Source organism: Kitasatospora sp. SC0581, from assembly GCF_048159585.1.
In the GTDB taxonomy this organism is placed as follows: Bacteria; Actinomycetota; Actinomycetes; order Streptomycetales; family Streptomycetaceae; genus Kitasatospora.
Map to the genome: position 1 here is coordinate 63,613 of NZ_JBLRWA010000004.1, position 19,603 is coordinate 83,215.

At 74.9% G+C, this 19,603-nt stretch carries 20 protein-coding genes and 2 pseudogenes; 14 read left to right on the forward strand and 8 right to left on the reverse strand.

The features are described from left to right. Positions 1-59: 59 nt before the first annotated feature. Together ACLWS4_RS09505 and ACLWS4_RS09510 are read left to right on the forward strand one after the other, a co-directional pair. Entirely contained in the window at positions 60-716 is a 657-nt protein-coding gene (locus ACLWS4_RS09505) for a helix-turn-helix transcriptional regulator (protein ID WP_416873787.1), read from the forward strand. Continuing rightward, positions 713-1,843 (forward strand): aminotransferase class I/II-fold pyridoxal phosphate-dependent enzyme, encoded by a 1,131-nt coding sequence (locus tag ACLWS4_RS09510; protein ID WP_416873788.1) that lies wholly within the window; start codon positions 713-715, stop codon positions 1,841-1,843. The genes ACLWS4_RS09505 and ACLWS4_RS09510 overlap by 4 nt, the downstream gene beginning before the upstream one ends. 145 nt (positions 1,844-1,988) lie before the next feature. Here the strand turns inward: ACLWS4_RS09510 and nagB are convergent, their stop codons facing one another. Together nagB and ACLWS4_RS09520 are read right to left on the reverse strand one after the other, a co-directional pair. Continuing rightward, on the reverse strand, positions 1,989-2,771 hold the full coding sequence (gene nagB / locus ACLWS4_RS09515; RefSeq protein ID WP_049652442.1) for a glucosamine-6-phosphate deaminase: 783 nt from the start codon (positions 2,769-2,771) through the stop codon (positions 1,989-1,991). 311 nt (positions 2,772-3,082) lie between these two features. Beyond that, positions 3,083-3,490, reverse strand: coding sequence for a hypothetical protein (locus ACLWS4_RS09520; protein ID WP_375873729.1), 408 nt, complete (start codon positions 3,488-3,490; stop codon positions 3,083-3,085). A gap of 299 nt (positions 3,491-3,789) precedes the next feature. Here ACLWS4_RS09520 and ACLWS4_RS09525 point away from each other — a divergent pair, with 299 nt between their 5' ends. The 6 genes from ACLWS4_RS09525 (at position 3,790) to ACLWS4_RS09550 (ending at position 10,771) form a co-directional block, all read left to right on the forward strand. Further along, entirely contained in the window at positions 3,790-4,551 is a 762-nt protein-coding gene (locus ACLWS4_RS09525; protein ID WP_387826296.1) for a serine/threonine protein kinase, read from the forward strand. Further along, positions 4,548-6,176, forward strand: coding sequence for a protein kinase domain-containing protein (locus ACLWS4_RS09530; protein WP_416873789.1), 1,629 nt, complete (start codon positions 4,548-4,550; stop codon positions 6,174-6,176). The genes ACLWS4_RS09525 and ACLWS4_RS09530 overlap by 4 nt, the downstream gene beginning before the upstream one ends. 89 nt (positions 6,177-6,265) lie before the next feature. Next, positions 6,266-7,366, forward strand: coding sequence for a calcium:proton antiporter (locus ACLWS4_RS09535; RefSeq protein WP_074004922.1), 1,101 nt, complete (start codon positions 6,266-6,268; stop codon positions 7,364-7,366). A 486-nt stretch (positions 7,367-7,852) separates the two neighbouring features. Further along, entirely contained in the window at positions 7,853-9,178 is a 1,326-nt protein-coding gene (locus ACLWS4_RS09540) for a geranylgeranyl reductase family protein (protein ID WP_049658498.1), read from the forward strand. A gap of 212 nt (positions 9,179-9,390) precedes the next feature. Beyond that, positions 9,391-10,047, forward strand: coding sequence for a TNT domain-containing protein (locus tag ACLWS4_RS09545; RefSeq protein WP_074004920.1), 657 nt, complete (start codon positions 9,391-9,393; stop codon positions 10,045-10,047). A gap of 124 nt (positions 10,048-10,171) precedes the next feature. Further along, positions 10,172-10,771, forward strand: a complete 600-nt coding sequence (locus ACLWS4_RS09550) for a GNAT family N-acetyltransferase (RefSeq protein WP_416873790.1) — start codon at positions 10,172-10,174, stop codon at positions 10,769-10,771. Between the two features lie 35 nt (positions 10,772-10,806). On the opposite strand, the gene ACLWS4_RS09555 is transcribed toward ACLWS4_RS09550, so the two are convergent. Further along, positions 10,807-11,508 (reverse strand): DUF4328 domain-containing protein, encoded by a 702-nt coding sequence (locus ACLWS4_RS09555; protein WP_416873791.1) that lies wholly within the window; start codon positions 11,506-11,508, stop codon positions 10,807-10,809. A gap of 310 nt (positions 11,509-11,818) precedes the next feature. Here ACLWS4_RS09555 and ACLWS4_RS09560 point away from each other — a divergent pair, with 310 nt between their 5' ends. The 4 genes from ACLWS4_RS09560 to ACLWS4_RS09575 all read left to right on the forward strand — a co-directional run bounded on the left by ACLWS4_RS09560 (position 11,819) and on the right by ACLWS4_RS09575 (position 13,672). Continuing rightward, positions 11,819-12,295, forward strand: coding sequence for a hypothetical protein (locus tag ACLWS4_RS09560; protein WP_143204671.1), 477 nt, complete (start codon positions 11,819-11,821; stop codon positions 12,293-12,295). A 66-nt stretch (positions 12,296-12,361) separates the two neighbouring features. After that, a complete protein-coding gene (locus ACLWS4_RS09565) occupies positions 12,362-12,775 on the forward strand; it encodes a DUF3040 domain-containing protein (protein WP_147409348.1) in 414 nt (137 codons plus the stop codon). 4 nt (positions 12,776-12,779) lie between these two features. Then, positions 12,780-13,076 (forward strand): PRC-barrel domain containing protein, encoded by a 297-nt coding sequence (locus tag ACLWS4_RS09570; RefSeq protein ID WP_416873792.1) that lies wholly within the window; start codon positions 12,780-12,782, stop codon positions 13,074-13,076. Between the two features lie 11 nt (positions 13,077-13,087). Further along, positions 13,088-13,672: a type 1 glutamine amidotransferase domain-containing protein gene (locus ACLWS4_RS09575; protein ID WP_049660559.1), complete on the forward strand. Its 585-nt coding sequence runs from the start codon at positions 13,088-13,090 to the stop codon at positions 13,670-13,672. Between the two features lie 21 nt (positions 13,673-13,693). Here ACLWS4_RS09575 and ACLWS4_RS09580 read toward each other — a convergent pair whose 3' ends face one another. The 3 genes and pseudogenes from ACLWS4_RS09580 to ACLWS4_RS09590 form a co-directional block, all read right to left on the reverse strand. Next, on the reverse strand, positions 13,694-14,572 hold the full coding sequence (locus ACLWS4_RS09580) for a DNA ligase (RefSeq protein ID WP_416873960.1): 879 nt from the start codon (positions 14,570-14,572) through the stop codon (positions 13,694-13,696). 87 nt (positions 14,573-14,659) lie between these two features. Beyond that, positions 14,660-15,529: pseudogene (gene ligD, locus ACLWS4_RS09585) on the reverse strand (non-homologous end-joining DNA ligase); the annotation flags it as partial. Positions 15,530-15,647: 118 nt separating this feature from the next. Further along, a complete protein-coding gene (locus tag ACLWS4_RS09590; protein ID WP_416873793.1) occupies positions 15,648-16,082 on the reverse strand; it encodes a VOC family protein in 435 nt (144 codons plus the stop codon). A 269-nt stretch (positions 16,083-16,351) separates the two neighbouring features. Here ACLWS4_RS09590 and ACLWS4_RS09595 point away from each other — a divergent pair, with 269 nt between their 5' ends. Next, positions 16,352-16,786, forward strand: a complete 435-nt coding sequence (locus tag ACLWS4_RS09595) for a CBS domain-containing protein (RefSeq protein ID WP_234348648.1) — start codon at positions 16,352-16,354, stop codon at positions 16,784-16,786. A gap of 158 nt (positions 16,787-16,944) precedes the next feature. Here the strand turns inward: ACLWS4_RS09595 and ACLWS4_RS09600 are convergent, their stop codons facing one another. After that, entirely contained in the window at positions 16,945-17,877 is a 933-nt protein-coding gene (locus tag ACLWS4_RS09600) for a helix-turn-helix domain-containing protein (protein WP_416873794.1), read from the reverse strand. 151 nt (positions 17,878-18,028) lie between these two features. Here ACLWS4_RS09600 and ACLWS4_RS09605 point away from each other — a divergent pair, with 151 nt between their 5' ends. Beyond that, positions 18,029-18,613: a pyridoxamine 5'-phosphate oxidase family protein gene (locus ACLWS4_RS09605; RefSeq protein ID WP_049658863.1), complete on the forward strand. Its 585-nt coding sequence runs from the start codon at positions 18,029-18,031 to the stop codon at positions 18,611-18,613. A 142-nt stretch (positions 18,614-18,755) separates the two neighbouring features. Here ACLWS4_RS09605 and ACLWS4_RS09610 read toward each other — a convergent pair. After that, positions 18,756-19,079: pseudogene (locus ACLWS4_RS09610) on the reverse strand (transglycosylase family protein); the annotation flags it as partial. Between the last annotated feature and the right edge of the window lie 524 nt (positions 19,080-19,603).

Sequence of the window (19,603 nt, forward strand, 5' to 3'; positions counted from 1 at the left end):
CGGGGCCCGGGGCGTGAAAGCCCTGGACCAAGTGTCCGAGCCGGACGTACAGTCCAGGCATGTCCTCGGAAAACCCCGACCCCCGCGTACGGACCTGGTCCCCGGTCTGCCGCGCGGTGGCCCTGCTGCTCGGCCCGTACGCCGAGGTCGTGCTGCACGACACCGCCACCGACCGGGTCCTCGCCGTCTGGAACCCGATGACCCCCCGGGCCCCCGGCGACCCGTCACTGCTCGGCGAGCTCGACGGGATCGACCCCTCCGCCCCCGACGTCTACGGCCCGTACGCGAAGCTGCTGCCCGACGGACGCCGGCTCTCCTCCGTCAGCGCCGTACTGCGCGACGACGACGGGAAGCCCATTGCGGTGCTCTGCGTCAACCTCGACCGCGGCCCGCTGGAGCAGGCCGCCGCCCTGCTGGCCGGCTTCGCCGCCCCCACCGCGCCGCGCCCCGAACCGCTCTTCGAGCGCGACTGGACCGAGCGGATCAACGACGTGGTCGGCGGGTACGTCCGCGCCCAGGGCCGCCCGCTGGAGCGCTTCACCCGCGAGGACCGGCTCACCGTCCTGGGCGAACTCGACCGGGCGGGCGTGTTCGCCGTCCGGCGCGCCGTCCCCGTCGTCGCCACCGCGCTGCGGATCTCCCGCTCCAGCGCCTACAGCCTGCTCGCCGAGCTCAAGCAGCACCCCGCGGGCCCCGGCGAGGAGGACCACCAGTGACCAGGCTCCCCGACTTCCGGCTCGAAACCCACTTCTCGCGCTGGGAGTTCACCGCCCGCCACCACCTCACCGCCTCCGACGCGCAGACCATGACGACGGCCGAGCTGCTCGCCCTGGCGGGCCCCGAGGACCGCGAGGCCTGGGACACCCTGGCCCTCGGCTACACCGAGACCTTCGGCGACCCCGGGCTGCGCCGCGCCGTCGCCGGGATGTACGAGCGGGTCGGCGAGGACGACGTGATCTGCTTCGGCGGCGCCCAGGAGGGGCTCAACCTCGCCATGCAGGTCCTGCTCGAACCGGGCGACCACGCGGTGGTGCTGACCCCGAACTACCAGTCCGCCGAGACCGTCCCGCTCTCGCTCTGCGAGGTCACCGGCGTCGCGCTGGACCCGGAGCGGGACTGGGCGCTGGACCTGGACGCGGTCGAGGCGGCGCTGCGGCCGAACACCAGGGTGCTGTCGGTCAACTTCCCGAACAACCCGACCGGCACGGTGATCGACGCCGCCGACTTCGTCCGGCTGGCCGAGCTCTGCGACGAGCGCGGCATCCGGCTGTTCTCGGACGAGGTCTACCGCGGCCTGGAGCGCGACCCGGCCCGCGCCCTGCCGCAGGCCGCCGACCTCTCCGAGCGGGCCCTCTCGCTCAACGTGACCTCCAAGTCGCTCGGCCTGCCCGGCCTGCGGATCGGCTGGATCGCCTGCCGGGACCAGGAGCTGCGCTCGCGCCTGGAGCGGGCGAAGCACTACACCACGATCTGCAACTCGGCGCCGAGCGAGGTGCTGGCCCGGATCGCGATCACCGCCCGCGACCGCATCCTGGCGCGCAACCGCGCGATCATCGCCGGGAACCTGCCGCTGTTCGACGCCTTCTTCGCCGAGTTCGCCGACCTCTTCGAGTGGCGCGCGCCGGACGGCGGCTGCGTCGCCTTCCCGCGCTACCTGGGCCCGGACGGCGTGGAGGAGTTCTGCACCGCGCTGGTCGAGCAGGCGGGCGTGCTGCTGCTGCCCGCCGGGATCTTCCGCTCGGAGCTGACCCCGACCCCGGCCGACCGGTTCCGGATCGGCCTCGGCCGCCGCGACCCGGGCCCGGGCCTGGCGGCCTTCGCCGACTGGCTCCGCAAGCGCTGAGCGGCGCTTCCCGTGCTGAGCGGTGCTCCCCGCGCTGAGCGGTGCTCTCAGGCTGAGCGGCGCTTCCCATGCTGAGCGGTGCTCGCGGTACTGAGCGGCGTCTCCGTACGGCGAAACGGCCGTCAAGGCCGCTGCCCGGGAGTGCTCAGAGCTTCTGCCAGGCCGGCTTGGCCGCGTAGGTGTCGCGGAAGTAGTCGGCGAGCTTGAGGCGGGAGGCGGCCGCCTCGTCCACCACGACGGTGGCGTGCGGGTGCAGCTGCAGCGCCGAGGCGGGGACGACCGCGGAGAGCGGGCCCTCGACGGCGAGCGCGACGGCCTCGGCCTTGGCCTCGCCGGTGGCGAGCAGGACCAGGTGGCGGGCCTCCAGGATGGTGCCGATGCCCTGGGTGATGACGTGGTGCGGCACCTCATCGAGGCTGTCGAAGAAGCGGGCGTTGTCCTCGCGGGTCTGCCGGGTCAGGGTCTTGATCCGGGTCCGGGAGGAGAGCGAGGAGCAGGGCTCGTTGAAGCCGATGTGGCCGTCCGTGCCGATGCCGAGCAGCTGGAGGTCGACGCCGCCGGCCTCGGCCAGCGCGCGGTCGTAGGCGGTGGCCGCCGCGGCGATGTCGGAGGCGTTGCCGTCCGGGCCCAGGAAGGAGTCCTCGGTCAGGCCGAGCGGCTCCACGACCTCGCGCAGCACCACCGAGCGGTAGGACTCCGGGTGGCCGGCGGGCAGGCCGACGTACTCGTCCAGCTGGCAGATGCGCGCCTCGGCGGCGTCCAGTCGGCCGTCGCGGACCCGCTCGGCCAGGGCCTGGTAGATCGGCAGCGGGGTCGAGCCGGTGGCCACGCCGAGCAGGGCGTCGGGCTTGTCGGTCAGCAGATCGGTGATCGCCGCGGCGATGAGTTCGCCGGCCGCACGGGCGTCAGGGACGATCACGATTTCCATACTGGGTCCACCGTTCTGAGGCGAGGCTGAGGTCTAGACCTCCAAGGTCTAGACCAGTTTGCCGTGAAGGGGTGCCCCAGGTCCACCCGGGTCCGCGTTCCGGATGATCTCCGCCACCGCCTCTTCTGCCTGATCGGGACGGCTGCCGCCCGATCGGCATGGCCGGGGCCGGTCGTCGGGACGGGATGTCCCGGCGGCCGGCCCCGGTGGTGGTGTCCTCTACTGCTTCCCGCCCCCTGGTCGTCCGGACGGCTGCCCGGTCGTACGGACGGCGTGGGGGTGGCGGGTGCGGTGCCTCGGCGGCCCCGCGATCAGAACGGGTGGGTACAGGTGGTGACCTGCTTGGCGACGTCCAGCGCGGGGCCGGCGGTCGCGCAGATCATGCGGGGGGCGCCGGCGGTCACCCGCGGGGTGACCGCCTTGGCGGAGCCGAACCGGACGGTGGTCGCGGAGGCGACCGCCTCCCAGGGGCTGCCCCAGGCGGCCTGGGTGCGGACCTCGACCCGAACCAGCGTCAACTGGCCCGGGTCCGCGCTGACCTGGGCGACGCCGACGATGCCGGAGCCGTCGGCCTGGTGCGAGATGCAGGGCTGGTTGAGCACCGTGGCGCAGAGCGCGGTGTCGGTGTCGGACGTCGCGGTGGCCGCTATGGCCGGGGCCGCCGTCAGGCCGGCGATCCCTGCCGCCGCCATCACCACAGCTGCGATCCGAGCGCGCATGATACGAACCTCCTTGGAAATTAAGGGAATCTCACTCCTTGAGATGAGTCTTGCACACATCGTGAACGTGTTGTGTGTGCGTTGCGTCACACTCATGGTGACCGTTCAACTACATCCTGCAACCATTCCTCATCTGTTCAGCACACGGACAACTCCAGTCCTGACGGATGATCAGTTCATGGGTGGAAAAGGGCGGTTCCTCACCCGTCCGGGTGGCGGGTTTGCCCCCGGGGCGAATAGGACGGATACCATCGACCCCATCCCACGGAGGTATCGACCCGATCCCACGGAGGTGCCGCGTGGACACGGTCATCGTCCAACTGCCCGGCCCCGGGCCCGGGATGAGGCCCGGTGGGGCCCCCGGTCTGCTGCGGATGGGCCCGGGCGAGACCGCGGTGTTCGGGCGCGGGGAGCCCGGCCGACCGGTCCCCATCCCACTGCCCGACCAGGGCGTCTCCCGCCGGGCGGGGGAGGTGGTCGCGGCCGAGGACTACTGGCGGCTGTCCAACTTCAGCACCTCGGCCACCTACGTGGTGGAGAACCTGGAGGGCGCGGGGGAGCACGTCAAGGTCGCGCCCGGCCGGCTCGGCGCCCCCGTCCCGTTCGAACTCTCCCGGGTGCTGCTGCCCGCGCTCGGCGAGCCCGCGGCCTTCAAGGTCTTCGCCCCGCAGCACGCCTACCTCGACGGGCGGCCAGGCGGCGCCGACGGCGAGCACACCGTCAGCCCGTTCGCCCTGGACCCGACCGCCAAGTACTTCCTGGTCCTGCTCGCGCTCTGCGAGCCCCGGCTGCGCTCACCCTCCGCCGCCGCCGTCCCCGGAGTGACCGAGGTGCTCGCCCGGCTGCGCGCCCTGCCCGGCTGCCGCGGGCTGAGCCGCTCGGCGGTCAACTACCACATCGACTACCTGGTGGAGACCAAGCTGCGGCTGCGCGAGCCGTACGAGGAAGGGCCGGCCGGCGGCAAGCGCGAGGAACTGGTGGCGCTGGCGCTGAAGTTCGACCTCGTCCGGGAGGAGCACCTGGCCCTGCTCCCGCCCCGGCGCCCGGTCGCCCGGCCGTGACGCCCGGCGCCCCGTCCGAGCCGTCGCCGCGGTCCGAGCCGGAGCCGTCGCCGCGGTCCGAGCCCGGGCCGGAGCCGGGTTCCGACCCCGAGCCCGAGCCGGGTTCCGACCGCGGGCCGTCCGGGGGCCCGTCCTTCGCGGTCCCGGAGGGCTACCCGATCGCCGGCTACCGCCTCGGCGCCTTCCTCGGCGCGGGTGCCTGGGGCAGCGTGTACGCCGCCGAGGGCCCCGACGGGAGCCAGGCCGCCGTCAAGATCCTCGGCGCGGCCCGGTTCGCCCCCGGCCAGCGCCGGACCGTGGCCCGGATGGCCCGCAGCGAACAGCGCTTCAGCCGCCGCGCCGACCACCCCCACCTGATCCGGACCCTCGCCGTGGCCACCGTCGAGGACCCGGACCATCCGGCGCTCGACGGTGCCGTCGCCCTGGTGATGGAACGCGCCGCCGGCAGCCTCCAGGACCTGCTGGGCGAGGCCCGCCCCGGTGCGGCGGTGCCCGGCGCCGAGCGGATCCTGGCCGAGGTCTGCGCCGGGCTGAGCCACATGCACCGGGTCGGCTGGGTGCACGGGGACCTGAAACCGGCCAATGTCCTGCTGATGCCCGACGGCACCGCGAAGATCGCCGACTTCGGCCTCACGGCCGAGCTGGAGGGCACCCACGCCTACGCCCCGCCGCTGGGCTCGCCCGACCACGTCCCGCCCGAGTGGTGGTCCGAGCGCACCGGCGCCCGCGGCATCGCGCTGCGCCCCAGCGCCGACGTCTGGGCCTTCGGGGTGATCGCCCACCAGGTGCTCACCGGCGGCCTGCACCCCTTCCTCGGCGCCACCAGCCGGGCCCGCTCGCTGGCCGCCCAGGCGTACGCGCGGGGCGCCGCGCCGCTGCGGCTGGACGAGGCGCTGCCGGTGCGCTGGCGGCCGGTGGTCGCCGCCTGCCTCGCCCCCGGGCGGGAGGAGCGGACCCGGACCGGGCCGGCCGGGCTGGCGGCGCTGGTCGCCCGGGCCGCCGCCGTTCCGGGCCGGGGCCGTCGGGCCGCTGTCCGGGTCGCCGTCCAGGCCGCCGTCCGGTCCGGCGCGGGCCTGCTCGCCTGCGGGCTCGCCGTCCTCGCCCTGGCCGGCGGCCCGGAGTCCGGCGGTCCGGGCGCGGCTGAGCGCGCGGCGCCCCCGCCGCCCGGCGCGATCCCGGCCGGATCGGACGTCCCGGTGGCCTACCGGGGCATGATCGAGACCGCGGCGCGGCGCTGCCCCGAGCCGGAGGTCACCCCGGCGCTGCTGGCCGCCATGCTGAAGGCCGAGAGCGGCTTCGACCCGAAGGCCGCCCGCCCGGAGACCGGCGAGTACGGCATCGCCCTGTGGACGCCCTCCGTCTTCGAGGCCTGGGGCAAGGCCGCCACCCACGCCGGTCCGAAGTCGTACTGGGACCCGGGCGACGCGATCGCCGCGATGGGCAACTACGCCTGCTGGCTCGACCAGCAGATAAAGCGCCACGGTTTCACCCACGACCTGCCCGCCCTGGTCGCGGCGGCCTACCGGACCAGCGACAAGACCGTGGCGACCGCCGGGGGCGTCCCGGAACGGCTTCGGCAACATATCGACAAAGTGCTTCAGTACCTTCATGGCTACGGTGGGTGACTGCCGAATTGGGATGAGTTATGCCACATCCCTATGTATCCGGCGCGGGCACCCGGGTGACGGGCCTCCGGTCTGGGATCCTCGGCGGCATGATCACGAAGCTCCGCGCGGCTCTCGCGCAATGGACCGTCGTCGTCCCGGTGGTGTCGTTCCTCGTCCTCGCCCTGACCTGGCACAAGGAACTCCCCGGCTGGGTGGTGGCGGTGGTCGCCTGCTTCCTGGTGGGCGCCGTGCTGTCGGCCGTGCACCACGCGGAGGTGATCGCGCACTGGTCGGGGGAGCCCTTCGGGTCACTGGTCCTCGCCGTGGCGGTCACCGTGATCGAGGTCGCGCTGATCGTGACGCTGATGGCCGACGGCGGGGACAAGTCCTCCACCCTGGCCCGGGACACCGTCTTCGCCGCCGTGATGATCACCTGCAACGGCATCCTCGGACTGTCCATCCTGGTCGCCGCCGTCAAGTACCGGACCGCCGTCTTCAACGCCGAGGGCACCGGCGCCGCGCTGGCCTGCATCGCCACCCTCGCGACCCTCAGCCTGGTACTGCCGACCTTCACCACCAGCTCGCCCGGCCCCCAGTTCTCGACCACCCAGCTCACCTTCGCGGCCACCGCCTCGCTGGTGGTCTACGGCCTGTTCGTGGCCACCCAGACCGTCCGGCACCGCGACTACTTCCTGCCCGTCACCCCCGAGGGCCGGGTGCTGGCCGAGGAGGAGCACGCCTCCCCGCCCACCCTCCGGGCCGCCGGGATCAGCCTGCTGCTGCTCGCCGTCGCCCTGGTGGCGGTGGTGGGCCTGGCCAAGGGCGTGTCGCCGACCATCGAGAAGGCGGTGGACGACGCCGGGCTGCCGCACGCCGTGGTCGGCGTCGTGATCGCCATGATGGTGCTGCTGCCGGAGACCATCGCGGCGCTGCGCGCGGCCGTCCGCAACCGGGTGCAGACCAGCCTCAACCTCGCCCTCGGCTCGGCGCTCGCCAGCATCGGCCTGACCATCCCGGCGGTCGCGATCGCCTCCACCTGGCTCTCCGGCCCGCTCGTCCTCGGCCTCGACCCGGCGCACATGGTGCTGCTGAGCCTGACCATCGTGCTGCTCACCCTCACCGTCATCCCGCGCCGGGCGACCCCGCTGCAGGGCGCGGTGCACCTGGCGGTGCTGGCTGGGTACGTGGTGCTGGCGCTGAACCCGTGAGGGCCCGCCGGCCGTAGTCGACAGTGGAAGCCCCTGCCACGTTCCCCCGTGCGGTCAGGGGCTTCCGCCGTTCCCGGGGCCGGATCGGGTGGTGCCGGTGGTGTCAGTGGGACTAGTGAGACCAGTGGTGAACCCGGGAGGCGGTGCCGGCCGTGGTACCGGATGAGGGCCCCGGTCCGCCCCCGTGGTCGGGGCCCTCGTCGAACCCGGCGCGACCGCCGTTGATCCCCCCGAGGGGTCCGCGCCGCGGAACGACGGAGAGCCCCTGGTCCCGCTGCTGCTCGCGGGCCGGGGGCTCGGTTGCGTCCGGGATCCGGCGTGGCGGGTGGACCCGTACGGCAGGGGTGGCCGGTATTGGCCGGTTCGCGGGGCGGCCTGCGTGTCGGGGCGGCGGGCGGGCGCCGGGGTTCTCTATCGTCCGTCCGGAACCGCCCAGTCCGAGGACTCCGTCGCGCGGACAGCCGATCCGACCCGTGGGAGAGTGCGATGCCCGGCCCAGAGCAGACCGTCCGGCCCGAGGAGACCGTCAGTGGCGGGGAGGCCGTCCAGGACGGGGGGAGCGCCGACGTCATCGTGGTCGGCGCCGGACCGGCCGGCTCCACCGCCGCCGCCCACCTCGCCCGGACCGGACTGGACGTCCTGCTGCTGGAGAAGTCCGCCTTCCCGCGCGAGAAGGTCTGCGGGGACGGCCTCACCCCGCGCGCCGTCAAGCAGTTGACCGACCTCGGCATCGACGTCTCCGAGGAGGCCGGCTGGCTGCACAACCGGGGCCTGCGGCTGATCTCCGGGCACCGCTCGGTGGAGTTCGACTGGCCCGAGCTCTCCGCCTACCCCGGGTACGGACTGGTCCGGCGCCGCGCCGACTTCGACGAACTGCTCGCCCGCAAGGCCGCCTCGCTCGGAGCCCGGGTGGTCGAACGCGCCAATGTGACGGGCCCGACGCTGGACGAGCGGACCGGCCGGATCACCGGCGTCACCGCCAAGCTGGGCGAGGAGCGCCGGCCGGTCGCCTACCGGGCCCCGGTCGTGGTCGCCGCCGACGGCAACTCCACCCGGCTGTCGGTGGCGATGCGGCGCTACCGCCGCACCGACCGCGCGATGGGCGTCGCCTACCGGACGTACTTCACCACCCCGAGGCACGACGACCGCTACCTGGAGGTCTGGCTCGACCTGCGCGACCCCGACGACCGGGCCCGGCGCCAGTTGCCCGGCTACGCCTGGGTGTTCGGCATGGGCGACGGCACCGCCAACGTCGGCCTCGGGGTCCTCGACACCGCCGGGACCGAGGCGGACTGGCGCGAGGTGCTGCGGCGCTGGTGCGACGGCCTGCCCCCGGAGTACGGCTACACCCCCGACGCGGTCACCGAGCCGATCCGCGGCGCCGCCCTGCCGATGGGCCTCAACCGCGCGCCCCACTACGCCGACGGTCTGCTGCTGATCGGCGACGCGGGCGGGACGGTCAGCCCGGGCACCGGCGAGGGCATCGCCTACGCGATGGAGTCCGGCCGCTACGCCGCCGAGACCATCGTCCAGGCCCTCGCCCGCCGCACCGACCGCGGTCGCGAACTCGCCCTGCGCGCCTACCCGCAGGCGCTGCGCTCCGCCTACGCGGGCTACTTCGCGCTCGGCCGCCTGGCCGCCGACATGCTGGGCCGCCCGAAGCTGCGCGGCGCGGCCGGGGCGGCCGGGCTCGGCCACCCGGCGCTGCTGAAGGCGGCGTTCCGGCTGATGGCCAACCTGACCGAGCCGAACTCCAAGGACGCCCTCGACCGGCTGCTCCACCTGCTCGGGCGGGTCGCCCCGGGGAAGTGACCCGGGCGCGCCGGACCGCTCATCCTCGCGGACGGGCGGTCCCGGTGTCCCGGCTTTGGCCGAATCCGCTGAGTCGAACGCGCAGTCGCACGGATCATGTTGACGAATGATCAGATGATCCGATTGCCTGGTGTCGAACCAGCCACAGAGGGTGAGCAGAACGCTCCTCCGTGGCTCCTTTTTCGACCGCTGACCCGTTCGACGGAGACACCGTGCGCCTTCGCCTTCGCCTGCTCGTCGCGCCGCTCGCCGCGGCCGCCGCCCTCACCGCCGTGACCGTCCCCGCCGCCGTCGCGGCCCCGGCGGCCACCCCCGCCGACCAGTGCTCCGCCGCCTTCCGCCACGACGACGCCCGCCTCGGCCCGGCCGACCTCCCGACCGCCGGGCCGGTCGGCCGCCAGCTCGTCGGCTACCAGCGCACCGGCGGCGCGGGCGAGCAGGACTTCCTGGCCAAGTACTACGACCCGGCCGGCAACGGCGGCAAGGGCGGCTGGATATACCCGCCGGCCGACGGCTACGTCACCCTGCCCGACGGCAGCCCGATCGAGTTCGACCTCACCCTCTACCCGAACCAGAACATCGACCGCTACGGCAGCGAGTACGGCGCCTACCTCGCCCCCGAGGGCCTGCCCTACGCCAGCCGCGCGCTCCCGCCGCAGAGCCTGGACGGCACCCCGCCGGCCGCCTGCAACTACCACGACTACAAGGTGGTCAAGGCCTTCACGGTGCACGCCGGCCCGATCGCTCCCTGGTTCAACCAGCCCGGCTGGGGCCTCCAGTACCAGCTCGACGCCACCCTGCTGCCCGGCGGCCCGGCCAAGCTGAACGTGCTCTGGCTGGTGGAGAACGGCTACCTGGCCCGGATCTGACCGCGCCCCGTCCGCCCGCCCGCTCCGCCCGCCCGCTCCGTCCACGAGGGCGGAGCGGGCGGGCGAAGTCGGGCACCGGAATATTCGCTGGCGGGCCCCCGGGAGCGGGGGATAGGAAGACGGGATGACCATCAGCGATCCCGGCACCGCCCAGCGGCTGTTCCGCCCCACCGTCCTCGACCTCGGCGACGCCGTGCTGCGCCCGTGGGGGCCAGGCCTCGACGTGGCCGGCGGAATCGTGCCCGCCCTGCTCGCCGCCGCGGCGGACCCGGCCGTCGCCCGCTGGAACCCGCTCAGCGCCACCGGCCCGGTCGACCCGCAGGCCTACCTGGAGCGCTGCGAGGCAGGCTGGGCCGACGGCAGCGCGGCCTCCTTCGCCGTGATCGACGCCGCCGACGGCAGCCTCTGCGGCAACGCCTACCTGGGGTGGAGCAACCGGGACGACGGCGTGGCCATGGTCGGCTACTGGCTGCTCGCCGCGGCCCGCGGCCGGGGCCTGGCCACCCGGGCCACCACCGCCGTCACCCGCTGGGCGGTGGAGCACGCCGGCGCCCGCCGGATCGAGCTCTACCACGCCGTAGGCAACGAGGCCTCCTGCCGGGTCGCCGAGCGGGCCGCCTTCCCGTACGAGGGCACCCTGCGCGCCTCCTACACCTACGGCGGGGGCGTTTACACGGACGAGCACCTGCACGCCCGGCTGGCCTCGGACCCGTTCACGGACTGAGCGCCCGGCCGCGGGCCCGCGGCCGGCGGAACGGCTCAGCCCCGGACGGTCCCGCCGCGGACCGCGTACGCGTGGGCGGTGGACTCGGCGAAGCGCTCCTCCTGCATGGCCGTCAGCCGCTGGACGACCAGGACGGCGAAGACGGCGGCGACCACCTCCAGCACGTCGGAGGCCAGCAGCCAGCCGAGGGCGGTCTGGTAGTCGTCCGGGTACTTCGCCGAGTTCAGGTAGTTGGCGCCGAACCGGCCGGTCGCGTTGGCCAGCCAGAAGGTGGCCCACCAGAGGTTGACCAGCGGCTGGGGGTGCGGCAGGCGCACCCCGGAGGCGTCCGGCCGGGCGCTGGCCGTCCAGGTGTCGACCGTGATCCGGAACGGGAACCAGAGGGCGACCACGGGGGTGAACCAGCCGCCGATCGCCCAGCCGCGCTTGAACCGGTGCCCGCTCGGGTCGAAGACCTCCGCGTTCACCCGCACCCGGTGGAACCAGGTGATGAAGGCGACCGCCGAGGCCAGCAGGGTGAGCGTCTGGACCAGGCTGACGTTGTCGTAGAGCAGGGCCGCGTCCGTCAGCGCGGACTCGTCGGCCAGGTCGGAGTCGGCGGCGAACTCCCCCGCCTCCCCGTACAGGCGGAAGCCCGCGGCGAGCGAGGCGAGGGTCGCGGTGCCGCACACGGCGAGCAGGACGGTGGCGGCGGTGGAGCTGGGTCTGGGCGAGCGGTACAGGGCGGGCGAAGGCATCGGGGACGGACTCCTGGACTGGACCAATGTGACGGGGCGACACCCTAGGGCCTGCGGGCAGCCCCGGACCAGCGGCTTTTCGCGGACCGCACCGCACGACGGGCCCCGGCGCGCGGCCGCCGCCCCCGCCCCGGCCCCGGCCCGCGCTCCGGAGCGACGGCGCACGCGCGGAGCGGCGGCCCGGGCGGCGCGAACCGACGGCCGCGCGGCCCCCCGCCATGGCTCCTTGCCACGGCCCCCCGCCGCGGATCCACGGGGCGCAGGCTGCGCGCGCGGCGGGGGAGCGACCTAACCTGGAGGAGAGCGTTCGGTGCGTCGCCCGCGAACGGAAGCGGTGGTCATGACGGTGGTCTCGGCGGCTCTCTTCGGTACCGACTGGTGGCAGCCCGCGCTGCCCGGCGGTGCCGAGTTGCTGCGCGAGTGCGCGGTACGGGGCTGGACGGTCGTGCTGACCGGCCCCGGGCCGGCCGGGGCTCCGGCCCTGGCCGTGGCCGACCCCGGGGGCGACCCGGTGCGGGCCGCGCTGGACCTGGTGGACGGCAGGCCCTCGCACGCCGTGGCCGTCGCCGGGAGTGTGCGCGAGGTCCGGGCGGCGCGGCGGGCCGGGGTGCCGTGCGTCGCCCTGGCGGCCGGCCGGGACACCGGCCCCGAGCTGCGGGCGGCGGGCGCGGCCGAGGTCCACCGCGACGCCGCCGCCCTGTTGAGCGTCCTGGACGACAGCCTGCTCGCCCGCCCCCGGGCGTTCGGGCCCGTCGGCGCCGGAACAGGCGGTGCCCGGAACGGTTAGCGCGAGCCCGTACCGGGCAACCGCCCGGGTGCGAGCACGTCACCCGAAGTGTCGGAGGTGACCGAGATGGACGGACCCGCGTTGAGCGGATGGGAGCGGCGGCTCCTCGAGGAGATCGAGTCCGATCTGCGCCAGGACACACGGCTCGACCGGAAGCTGAGCACCATGGGCGCCGAGCCGCCGAGCCGGGTCCGGGGCGTGCTCCGCGGCATCGGGCGCAGGTTCTCGGCGGGGGTCGTGCTGACCGCCCTGGTGATGACGATGATCTGCCTCGGCGTGGGCCTGCGGACCCCGGCCACCGCCGTACTGGTCGCGCTCGGCGTGGTCTGGGCGGCCACCGTGGCGGCCGCGTTCGCCGCCTCCGAGCTGCTGCGCCGCCGACGCGCCGGCCGCGGCGGCACCGAAGCGGTGGACCCGGCGGAGGCCCGGGAACGCCGGGAGCGCCGCGAACGGCGGCCCTGGGACCGTCCGGAGGCGTGACACCATGACCACCGACCTGTGGGAGTACCGCCCGGGCTCCCATCCCGCGGCCGAGCTCACGCTGGTCGGGTACGAGGTGCTCGCCACCGACGGCCCGGTCGGCCGGGTCGAACAGGACGCCGGGGACCACCTGCTGGTCGACGCCGACCCCTGGGTGCCCGGCACCCGGGTGCTCGTCCCGGCCGGGCTGGTCGCCCGGCTCGACCACCTCGACCGCGCCGTCCACCTCGACTGCCCGCGCGCCAGGCTCAGCTCCGCTCCGCCCGCGGCCGTCGACCTGACCGCCCCGCACCCGCGCTGAGCGACCACGCCATGGGCTGGCCGTCCACCACGCTCACCGGACGCGTGATCGCCTTCCTGGTCGCACCGTACGGGGCCGAACAGGTCGAACTGACCGACCCCTGGCAGGCCGTCGCCGAGTCCGGCGGCACCCCGCGGCTGCTGTCCACCGCCGAGGGCCGGGTCCGCACCGTCCGGCACCACGCCGAGGGCGACACCTTCGCCGTGGACGCCCTGGTCGCCGAGGCCGACCCGGCGGCCTACGACGGGCTGGTCCTCCCCGGCGGCGTCGCCAACCCCGACCGGCTGCGCCTGGACCGCCCGGCGGTCGCCTTCGTGCACGCCTACTGCGCCGCCGGCCGTCCGGTCGCGGCGATCTGCCACGCGGCCTGGACGCTCATCGAGGCCGACGCCGTCCGCGGCCGCACCCTCACCTCCTGGCCCAGCCTGCGCACCGACCTGGTCAACGCCGGCGCCCACTGGGTGGACGAGCCGGTCCACGTCTGCCACGACGGCCCCGGCCCGCTCGTCACCAGCCGCAAGCCGGGCGACCTGCCGCTGTTCGACGACGCCTTCGTGACGGAGTTCGCCCACGCGGCGGCGAAACGGAGGCGGTGAGCAAGGGGAGCGAGGGCGGGGTCAGTCGCCGCGGAGGCGGAGGAAGGTGGCGGACGGCGGGCGGCCGGTGAGGGTGAACTCGGCGCGGAGCGGGGCGGTCAGCGGGTGGACCGGGCCGTGGTCCGGGTCGGTGGCGGGCGGGCCGAGCAGGGGGCGGGCGAGCTCGGCGACCTCGCGGGACTGGACCGGGGTGAGCCTCGGGGTGGTCAGGAACACCCGGCCGTCGTCCAGCTGGAGGATCAGCGCGTGCGGGTGGGCGGCCGGGCCGGTGACGGCGCGGACGGTGGCGTCGAGGGTGTCGCCGCGGCGGTACTTGACCCAGACCCGGCCCGCGCCGCGCGGGCGGTACGGGGCCGCCGCGGCCTTGCAGACCAGCCCCTCCACCCCGGTGTCGGCGAGCCGCTCCGTCCACTCCAGCGCCTCCGCCCGGTCGGTGGTGGCCATGACCGGCCGGATCGGCGGCGGGACGTCGGCGAGGGCGGCGAGCAGCAGCCGGCGGCGGTCGGTGAGCGGAAGGGCCCGTACGTCGCGGCCGGGCAGCGCCAGCAGGTCGAAGGCGATCAGGCCGAGTGCCACCCCGGTGGCGGCGGCGCGGGCCCGGCGGGTGCGCAGCAGCTCGCCGAAGGCGAACCGGCCGTCGCGCCAGGCGACCAGCTCGGCGTCCAGCACCAGGCCCTCCGGCAGCCGGGCGACGGCGGCGGCGATCGGCGGGAACTCGGGGGCGAGGTCGCGGCCGCTGCGGGACTGGAGGTACGCGGGCCGCCCGCCCCGGGCGAAGGCGACGCAGCGGAAGCCGTCCAGCTTCAGCTCGTACTGCACGCCCCCGCCGCCCAGGCCGTCGGCGGGCGGGACGGCGGCCACGGCGGCCGGGCGCATCACCTCGACGGGCGGGTGCAGCATCTGGGCCGGCCGCGCTCCTTCCGCCCGCCTGGTCGGTGGTGATCCCGTCGGTGGTGATCCCGTCGGCGGTGGCGCCGCCGGTGCGCCGGGCAGCGGCCGGGCCCGCTCCGGGTCCAGCAGCGGGGCGAGCAGGTCGCCGTGGGCGGCCAGCCGGTCGGGCACCTCGGCGAGGGTGAAGACCAGGTCCCGCTCGTCGGCGGCCCGTTCCAGCTCCGCCCAGGCCAGCGGGGTGGAGACGGTCGGCAGCGGCCTGGCCCGCAGGGTGTACGGCGCGGCGGTGGTCTTCTTGGCGTTGTTCTGCGACCAGTCGACCAGCACCCGGCCCCGGCGGCGGGCCTTGGCCATGGTGTGCACCACCAGCTCCGGGTGCTCGGCCTCCAGGGCGGCGGCCAGCGCCTTCGCGTACCCGGAGACCCGGGCGCTCGGCGCGGGCTCGATCGGGACCAGCAGGTGCAGGCCCTTGGAGCCGGAGGTCTTCACCCAGGCCGCCAGGCCGTCCGCCGCGAGCCGCTCGCGCAGCAGCAGCGCGACCGTGCGGCAGGTGAGCACGTCGGCGCCCTCGCCGGGGTCCAGGTCCAGCACCAGCCGGTCGGCGAGGGCGGGTCGGGCCGCGTGCCACTGCGGGACGTGCAGTTCCAGGCAGCCCAGGTTGGCTACGGCCAGCAGTGCCGCGCCGCTCTCCAGCACCACCTGGCGCAGCTCGCCGGTGTTGCTCGGCACGTCGACCGTGCGCACCCAGTCCGGGGTGCCGGGCGGCGGGTTCTTGGCGACGAACACCTCCGCCTCGACGCCGTCCGGGCAGCGGAGGAAGGAGACCGGGCGGTCGCGCAGGTGCGGGAGCAGCGCGGCGTGCACGGCGGCGTAGTAGCGCAGTACCTCGCCCTTGGGCGTGCCGGTGCGCGGGTAGTACACCTTGTCGAGGTGGGAGAGGGCGAGGGTGCGCCCGTCCACCGTCATCTGCGGCACGGTCCGCCTCCGATGCCTCCGGTGGGGTGGCCCCGCTGTCAGTCTGCCCCGGTCCGGCGGCCACCGCCTCGGCGCCGCCGCTCCGGGCCGTCCGTGACCGCGGACCGCCTCACCCCCGTGGGCGGCCGGCCGGCCGGGGCGCGCCCGGGTAGGTGCCGAAGTACCAGCGGTTGCCCTCCGGGTCGGTGGCGGCGAAGTCGCGCGAGCCGTAGTCGGTCTCGTACAGCCCGGTGGTGATCCGGGCCCCGGCGGCCACCGCGCGGGCGTGCACGCCGTCCGGGTCGGCGGTGACCACGTACGCGGTGAAGCCGCCCGGCCGGCCCGGCCACGGTTCGGCGTCCTCGGGTGTTGGACGGTCGGAGCCGAGCATCACGCCGCCGCCCTCGGGCCAGGCGAGTTCGGCGTGCGCGATGAAGTCGCCCTCGCCGTAGGCGACGACCTCCTGGAAGCCGAAGGCGTCGACCAGGAAGCGGATCAGGGCCCGGGCGTCGGTGGCGCGCAGGTTGGGCCAGACCTGCGGGGCGGGGGTCTCGGTGGTGTCCATCGCTCGCTCACTCCTCGGGAGGTGCGGGTGGCCGGGCCGGGAGCCGGGCCGGTCGCGTTCTCCTCCACTCTGCGGCCGCGCCCCGGGCCCCGCCTCGAAGGTCGCGCGGACTCGCCCGCTCCGGCTGCGCGGGGTCGCGGGCGGAGGCGGGGTTGCTTATGGTGAGGGCGCGGTCACAGCCCCTTCCGCCCCGACGGCGGGAGCCCGGGAGCACCGCCGGGGGGATGCGGGGGGATCCGGCGGGGGGAACCACCGACGAAGGAGTCCCCGTGACCAAAGCCCGAGACATCATGCACACCGGTGCCCAGTGCATCGGCGCCCACCAGACGCTCGCCGAGGCCGCGCGGATGATGCGCGACAAGCACGTGGGCGCGCTGCCGATCTGCGGCGACGACCAGAAGCTCAAGGGCATCATCACTGACCGCGACATCGTGCTGCGATGTATCGCGGAGGGCAAGGACCCGGCCACGATGACGGCCATCGAACTGGGCGGCCACCTGCACTGCGTACGCGCCGAGGACAGCATGGAGACGGTGCTGCGCAAGATGGAGCAGCACCAGATCCGGCGCATCCCGGTGATCGACGGGGACCGGCTGGTGGGCATGATCAGCGAGGCCGACCTGGCGATGGGCCACCGCGAAGGCCAGCGGCTGACCGATCAGCAGATCATCGAATTCATGGACAGCGTGTACCTGAAGCACTGACCGGCTGACACCCCGCCCGGCCCGCCCCGCCCCGTTTCCGCCCTGCCCCGCCCTGCCCCGCCCCGCCCGCTCCGGTGACCGGCCGGCCCCCCGTACCGGCCGGGCCCTTCGAGCGTGCCGGGCGGGGCAGCGGTGCGTCTTGTACGAATGCGCACGCCTCAGCTCCCGGAGCCCCCTGGGTCCAGCACGGTGCTGGTCACCCGCCCGCTGACCCGGTCGGTGATCCGCTCGGCGGGCCCGGGCAGGGCGGCGGCGGTGCGCCGGGCGGCCAGGAACGCGCGCGGCGAGCAGCCGACCATGGCGCGGAAGGTCCGGTCGAGGTGGGACTGGTCGTAGTAGCCGCAGCGCGTGGCCAGGTCGGCGCCGGTGGGCCGGTGCCCGGGGCGGTGGTCCTCGGAGGGGTGGTCCTCGTGCGCGGTCAGGGCGTTGAGGGTGCGCTGGAGCCGGAGGATGCCGGCCGCCTGCTTGGGGGCCAGCCCGAGGTGCTCGCGGAAGCGCAGCTCCAGTCGGCGGCGGCTCCACCCGGTGCCCTCGACCAGGGTGCCGATCGGCACCAGCCCGTGCGAGTGCCGCAGTTGCCGCCACACCCAGTGCACGGACGGGTCCCAGTCCGGCCCGTACGCGAACAGCGCGCCGAAGTACCCGTCCAGCATGGCGAACCGGGCCGGCCAGTTCGGCGCGTGGGCCAGCCGGTCGGTCAGCGCCCGCAGCCGCGGGCCCAGGACGTCCCCGGCCTCGGCCCAGTGCCCGCCGAGCTCGCCGGCCAGCGGCCCGAACGCCCGGAACGCGCCCTGCGGGGTGAGCGAGACGGCCAACCCGTGCAGCGCGCCCGCGTGTTCGGCGACCGTCGCGGTGCGGCGCAGCCCGGCCGCGACCGAGCCGAAGGAGGCGGCGGCCGCGGGGGAGACGGCGTCGGTGAGGCTCATGGTGCCCTCGAAGGCGAGCGCCACGGTGACCACGTCCGTCGGCACCTCCAGCCGTCGGAGCGGCTGCCGCAGCGCCAGCCGGTAGCCCCGGTAGCCGAGCACGTACCCGCGCAGCGGCGCGGCCGGCGCGCCGAGGACCGTCCCGGGAGGGGTGTTCCGGATCATCGCAACTCCCCAGCTCGGTCCGGCGGGTGACACGCGCACGGGCCATCGTAGGCGGCACCGCCCGGCCCCCGGGAGGGCCCGGGCGGTGCGGGGCGTCTCAGGAAGCGGAATCCGGTTTCTTGCCAGCCGAGATGGGGGCAGACTGGCGGGCATGGGAAAGCAGTACGAAGCCATCGACGGTCGGCTGCGCCGGTTCATCGAGCGCCAGCCGGTCTACTTCGTGGCCACCGCCCCGCTGGCCGCCGACGGGCACGTCAACCTCTCGCCCAAGGGCCGGTCAGGGACGCTCGCGGTGATCGACGAACTCACCCTCGCCTACCTGGATTTCGGCGGCTCGCAGGCCGAGACGGTCGCCCATCTGCGGGAGAACGGCCGGATCACCCTGATGTGGTGCGCCTTCGAGGGCCCGCCGACCGTGGTGCGGGTGCACGGGCGCGGGGAGCCGGTGTTCCGGGACGACCCGCGGTTCGCCGAACTGCTCGGCCACTTCGACCCGTCCGCCGACGGATCCGGGCTGCGGGCGATCGTGCTGGTCAGGGCGGAGCGGGTCAGCGACTCCTGCGGGTACGCGGTGCCGTTCATGGACTACCGGGCCGACCGCGACCTGCACGCCCAGTACTTCGACCGGAAGGACGAGGAGGAGTTCGGCGCCTACTGCGAGCGCAAGCCGCTGGTCGGCAGCAGCATCGACGGGCTGCCGGCCGTTCCGCTGCCGCTCCCGCCCCGGCCGTCCTGACCGGCCCGTTCCACCGGGGTGGCCGGGATCCGGGGGCCGAGGGGCCGGGAGCCGAGGGGTCGGGATCCGGGGCTCCGGCCGGGAACGCGACGAGGCCGCCGCGCCCCGGGTGGGGTGCGGCGGCCTCGTGGCCTACGTCCTACTTGCTCAGACCGGCCTTGACGGAGCAGACCGGCCAGGCGCCGGGGCCCTGGGCGGCGAGGACCTTCTCGCCGATGGCGATCTGCTGGTCCTTGGTGGCCTGGTGGGCCTGCGCGGCGTAGGAGGTGCCACCGAAGGCGGCCCAGGTGCTCTGGGTGAACTGCAGGCCGCCGTAGAAGCCGTTGCCGGAGTTGATGGCCCAGTTGCCGGTCGCCTCGCAGGCGGCGACCTTGTCCCAGACCGTGGCCGGCGCGGCGGAGGCGCTGGTGGCCGTGACGAGGCCGGCCACGGGCAGGGCGGTGATCGCCCCGGCCATCAGAGCCATCCGGACGCGGTTGCGGCGCTTCGGGGTGGCAGTGGTGGTGGCAGCGGCGGTCTCGTTACGGAAGGTCATGGAGTTCCTTTCGGAGGGGTCTGCGAGCGCGCGGAACCAGGCCCTCGGAAGGCCGTCGGTTTCGGGGACACGTCACTCGCGTGGTCCTGCACCGTTCTGCCCGGGGGCGGTTGGCCCGGCCGGAGCGGATCGCTCGGTGCAACGGGTTCGAAGTTACGGGGGTGGACGGGGCGGTTTCAAGGATCCGAAGGTTTAGCCACGTCAGAGGGGTGTTACCGCGCGTAAGGATCAAGGAAATGTGGCGATTTCGCCCGATTTGCCACCATTTCCAAGATCAAATAGCCCCGGGAAGTGGCCCGCGCCACTCCCAACCCGCCCCGGAACCGGTGTGAGGCCGCCCACACGGTCGACGGCGCGTGACGGTCGGCCAGCCGCCGGTGCCGGTTCCGCCGCCGCGGCCGCCCGCCCGGGTGGCCCGCGCCACAGCCCTCACCCGGAGTGCCCCCTGCCGTCAC

Excerpts from the sequence above, each read along its gene's own strand:
- ACLWS4_RS09555 (WP_416873791.1), bottom strand. The coding sequence starts at position 11,508 with ATGCCTTCGCCCGCCCTGTACCGCTCGCCCAGACCCAGCTCCACCGCC.
- ACLWS4_RS09535 (WP_074004922.1), top strand. The coding sequence starts at position 6,266 with ATGATCACGAAGCTCCGCGCGGCTCTCGCGCAATGGACCGTCGTCGTC.
- ACLWS4_RS09590 (WP_416873793.1), bottom strand. The coding sequence starts at position 16,082 with ATGGACACCACCGAGACCCCCGCCCCGCAGGTCTGGCCCAACCTGCGC.
- ACLWS4_RS09570 (WP_416873792.1), top strand. The coding sequence starts at position 12,780 with ATGACCACCGACCTGTGGGAGTACCGCCCGGGCTCCCATCCCGCGGCC.
- ACLWS4_RS09605 (WP_049658863.1), top strand. The coding sequence starts at position 18,029 with ATGGGAAAGCAGTACGAAGCCATCGACGGTCGGCTGCGCCGGTTCATC.
- ACLWS4_RS09505 (WP_416873787.1), top strand. The coding sequence starts at position 60 with ATGTCCTCGGAAAACCCCGACCCCCGCGTACGGACCTGGTCCCCGGTC.
- ACLWS4_RS09580 (WP_416873960.1), bottom strand. The coding sequence starts at position 14,572 with ATGCTGCACCCGCCCGTCGAGGTGATGCGCCCGGCCGCCGTGGCCGCC.
- ACLWS4_RS09600 (WP_416873794.1), bottom strand. The coding sequence starts at position 17,877 with ATGATCCGGAACACCCCTCCCGGGACGGTCCTCGGCGCGCCGGCCGCG.
- nagB (WP_049652442.1), bottom strand. The coding sequence starts at position 2,771 with ATGGAAATCGTGATCGTCCCTGACGCCCGTGCGGCCGGCGAACTCATC.
- ACLWS4_RS09565 (WP_147409348.1), top strand. The coding sequence starts at position 12,362 with ATGGACGGACCCGCGTTGAGCGGATGGGAGCGGCGGCTCCTCGAGGAG.
- ACLWS4_RS09550 (WP_416873790.1), top strand. The coding sequence starts at position 10,172 with ATGACCATCAGCGATCCCGGCACCGCCCAGCGGCTGTTCCGCCCCACC.
- ACLWS4_RS09520 (WP_375873729.1), bottom strand. The coding sequence starts at position 3,490 with ATGCGCGCTCGGATCGCAGCTGTGGTGATGGCGGCGGCAGGGATCGCC.
- ACLWS4_RS09540 (WP_049658498.1), top strand. The coding sequence starts at position 7,853 with ATGCCCGGCCCAGAGCAGACCGTCCGGCCCGAGGAGACCGTCAGTGGC.
- ACLWS4_RS09575 (WP_049660559.1), top strand. The coding sequence starts at position 13,088 with ATGGGCTGGCCGTCCACCACGCTCACCGGACGCGTGATCGCCTTCCTG.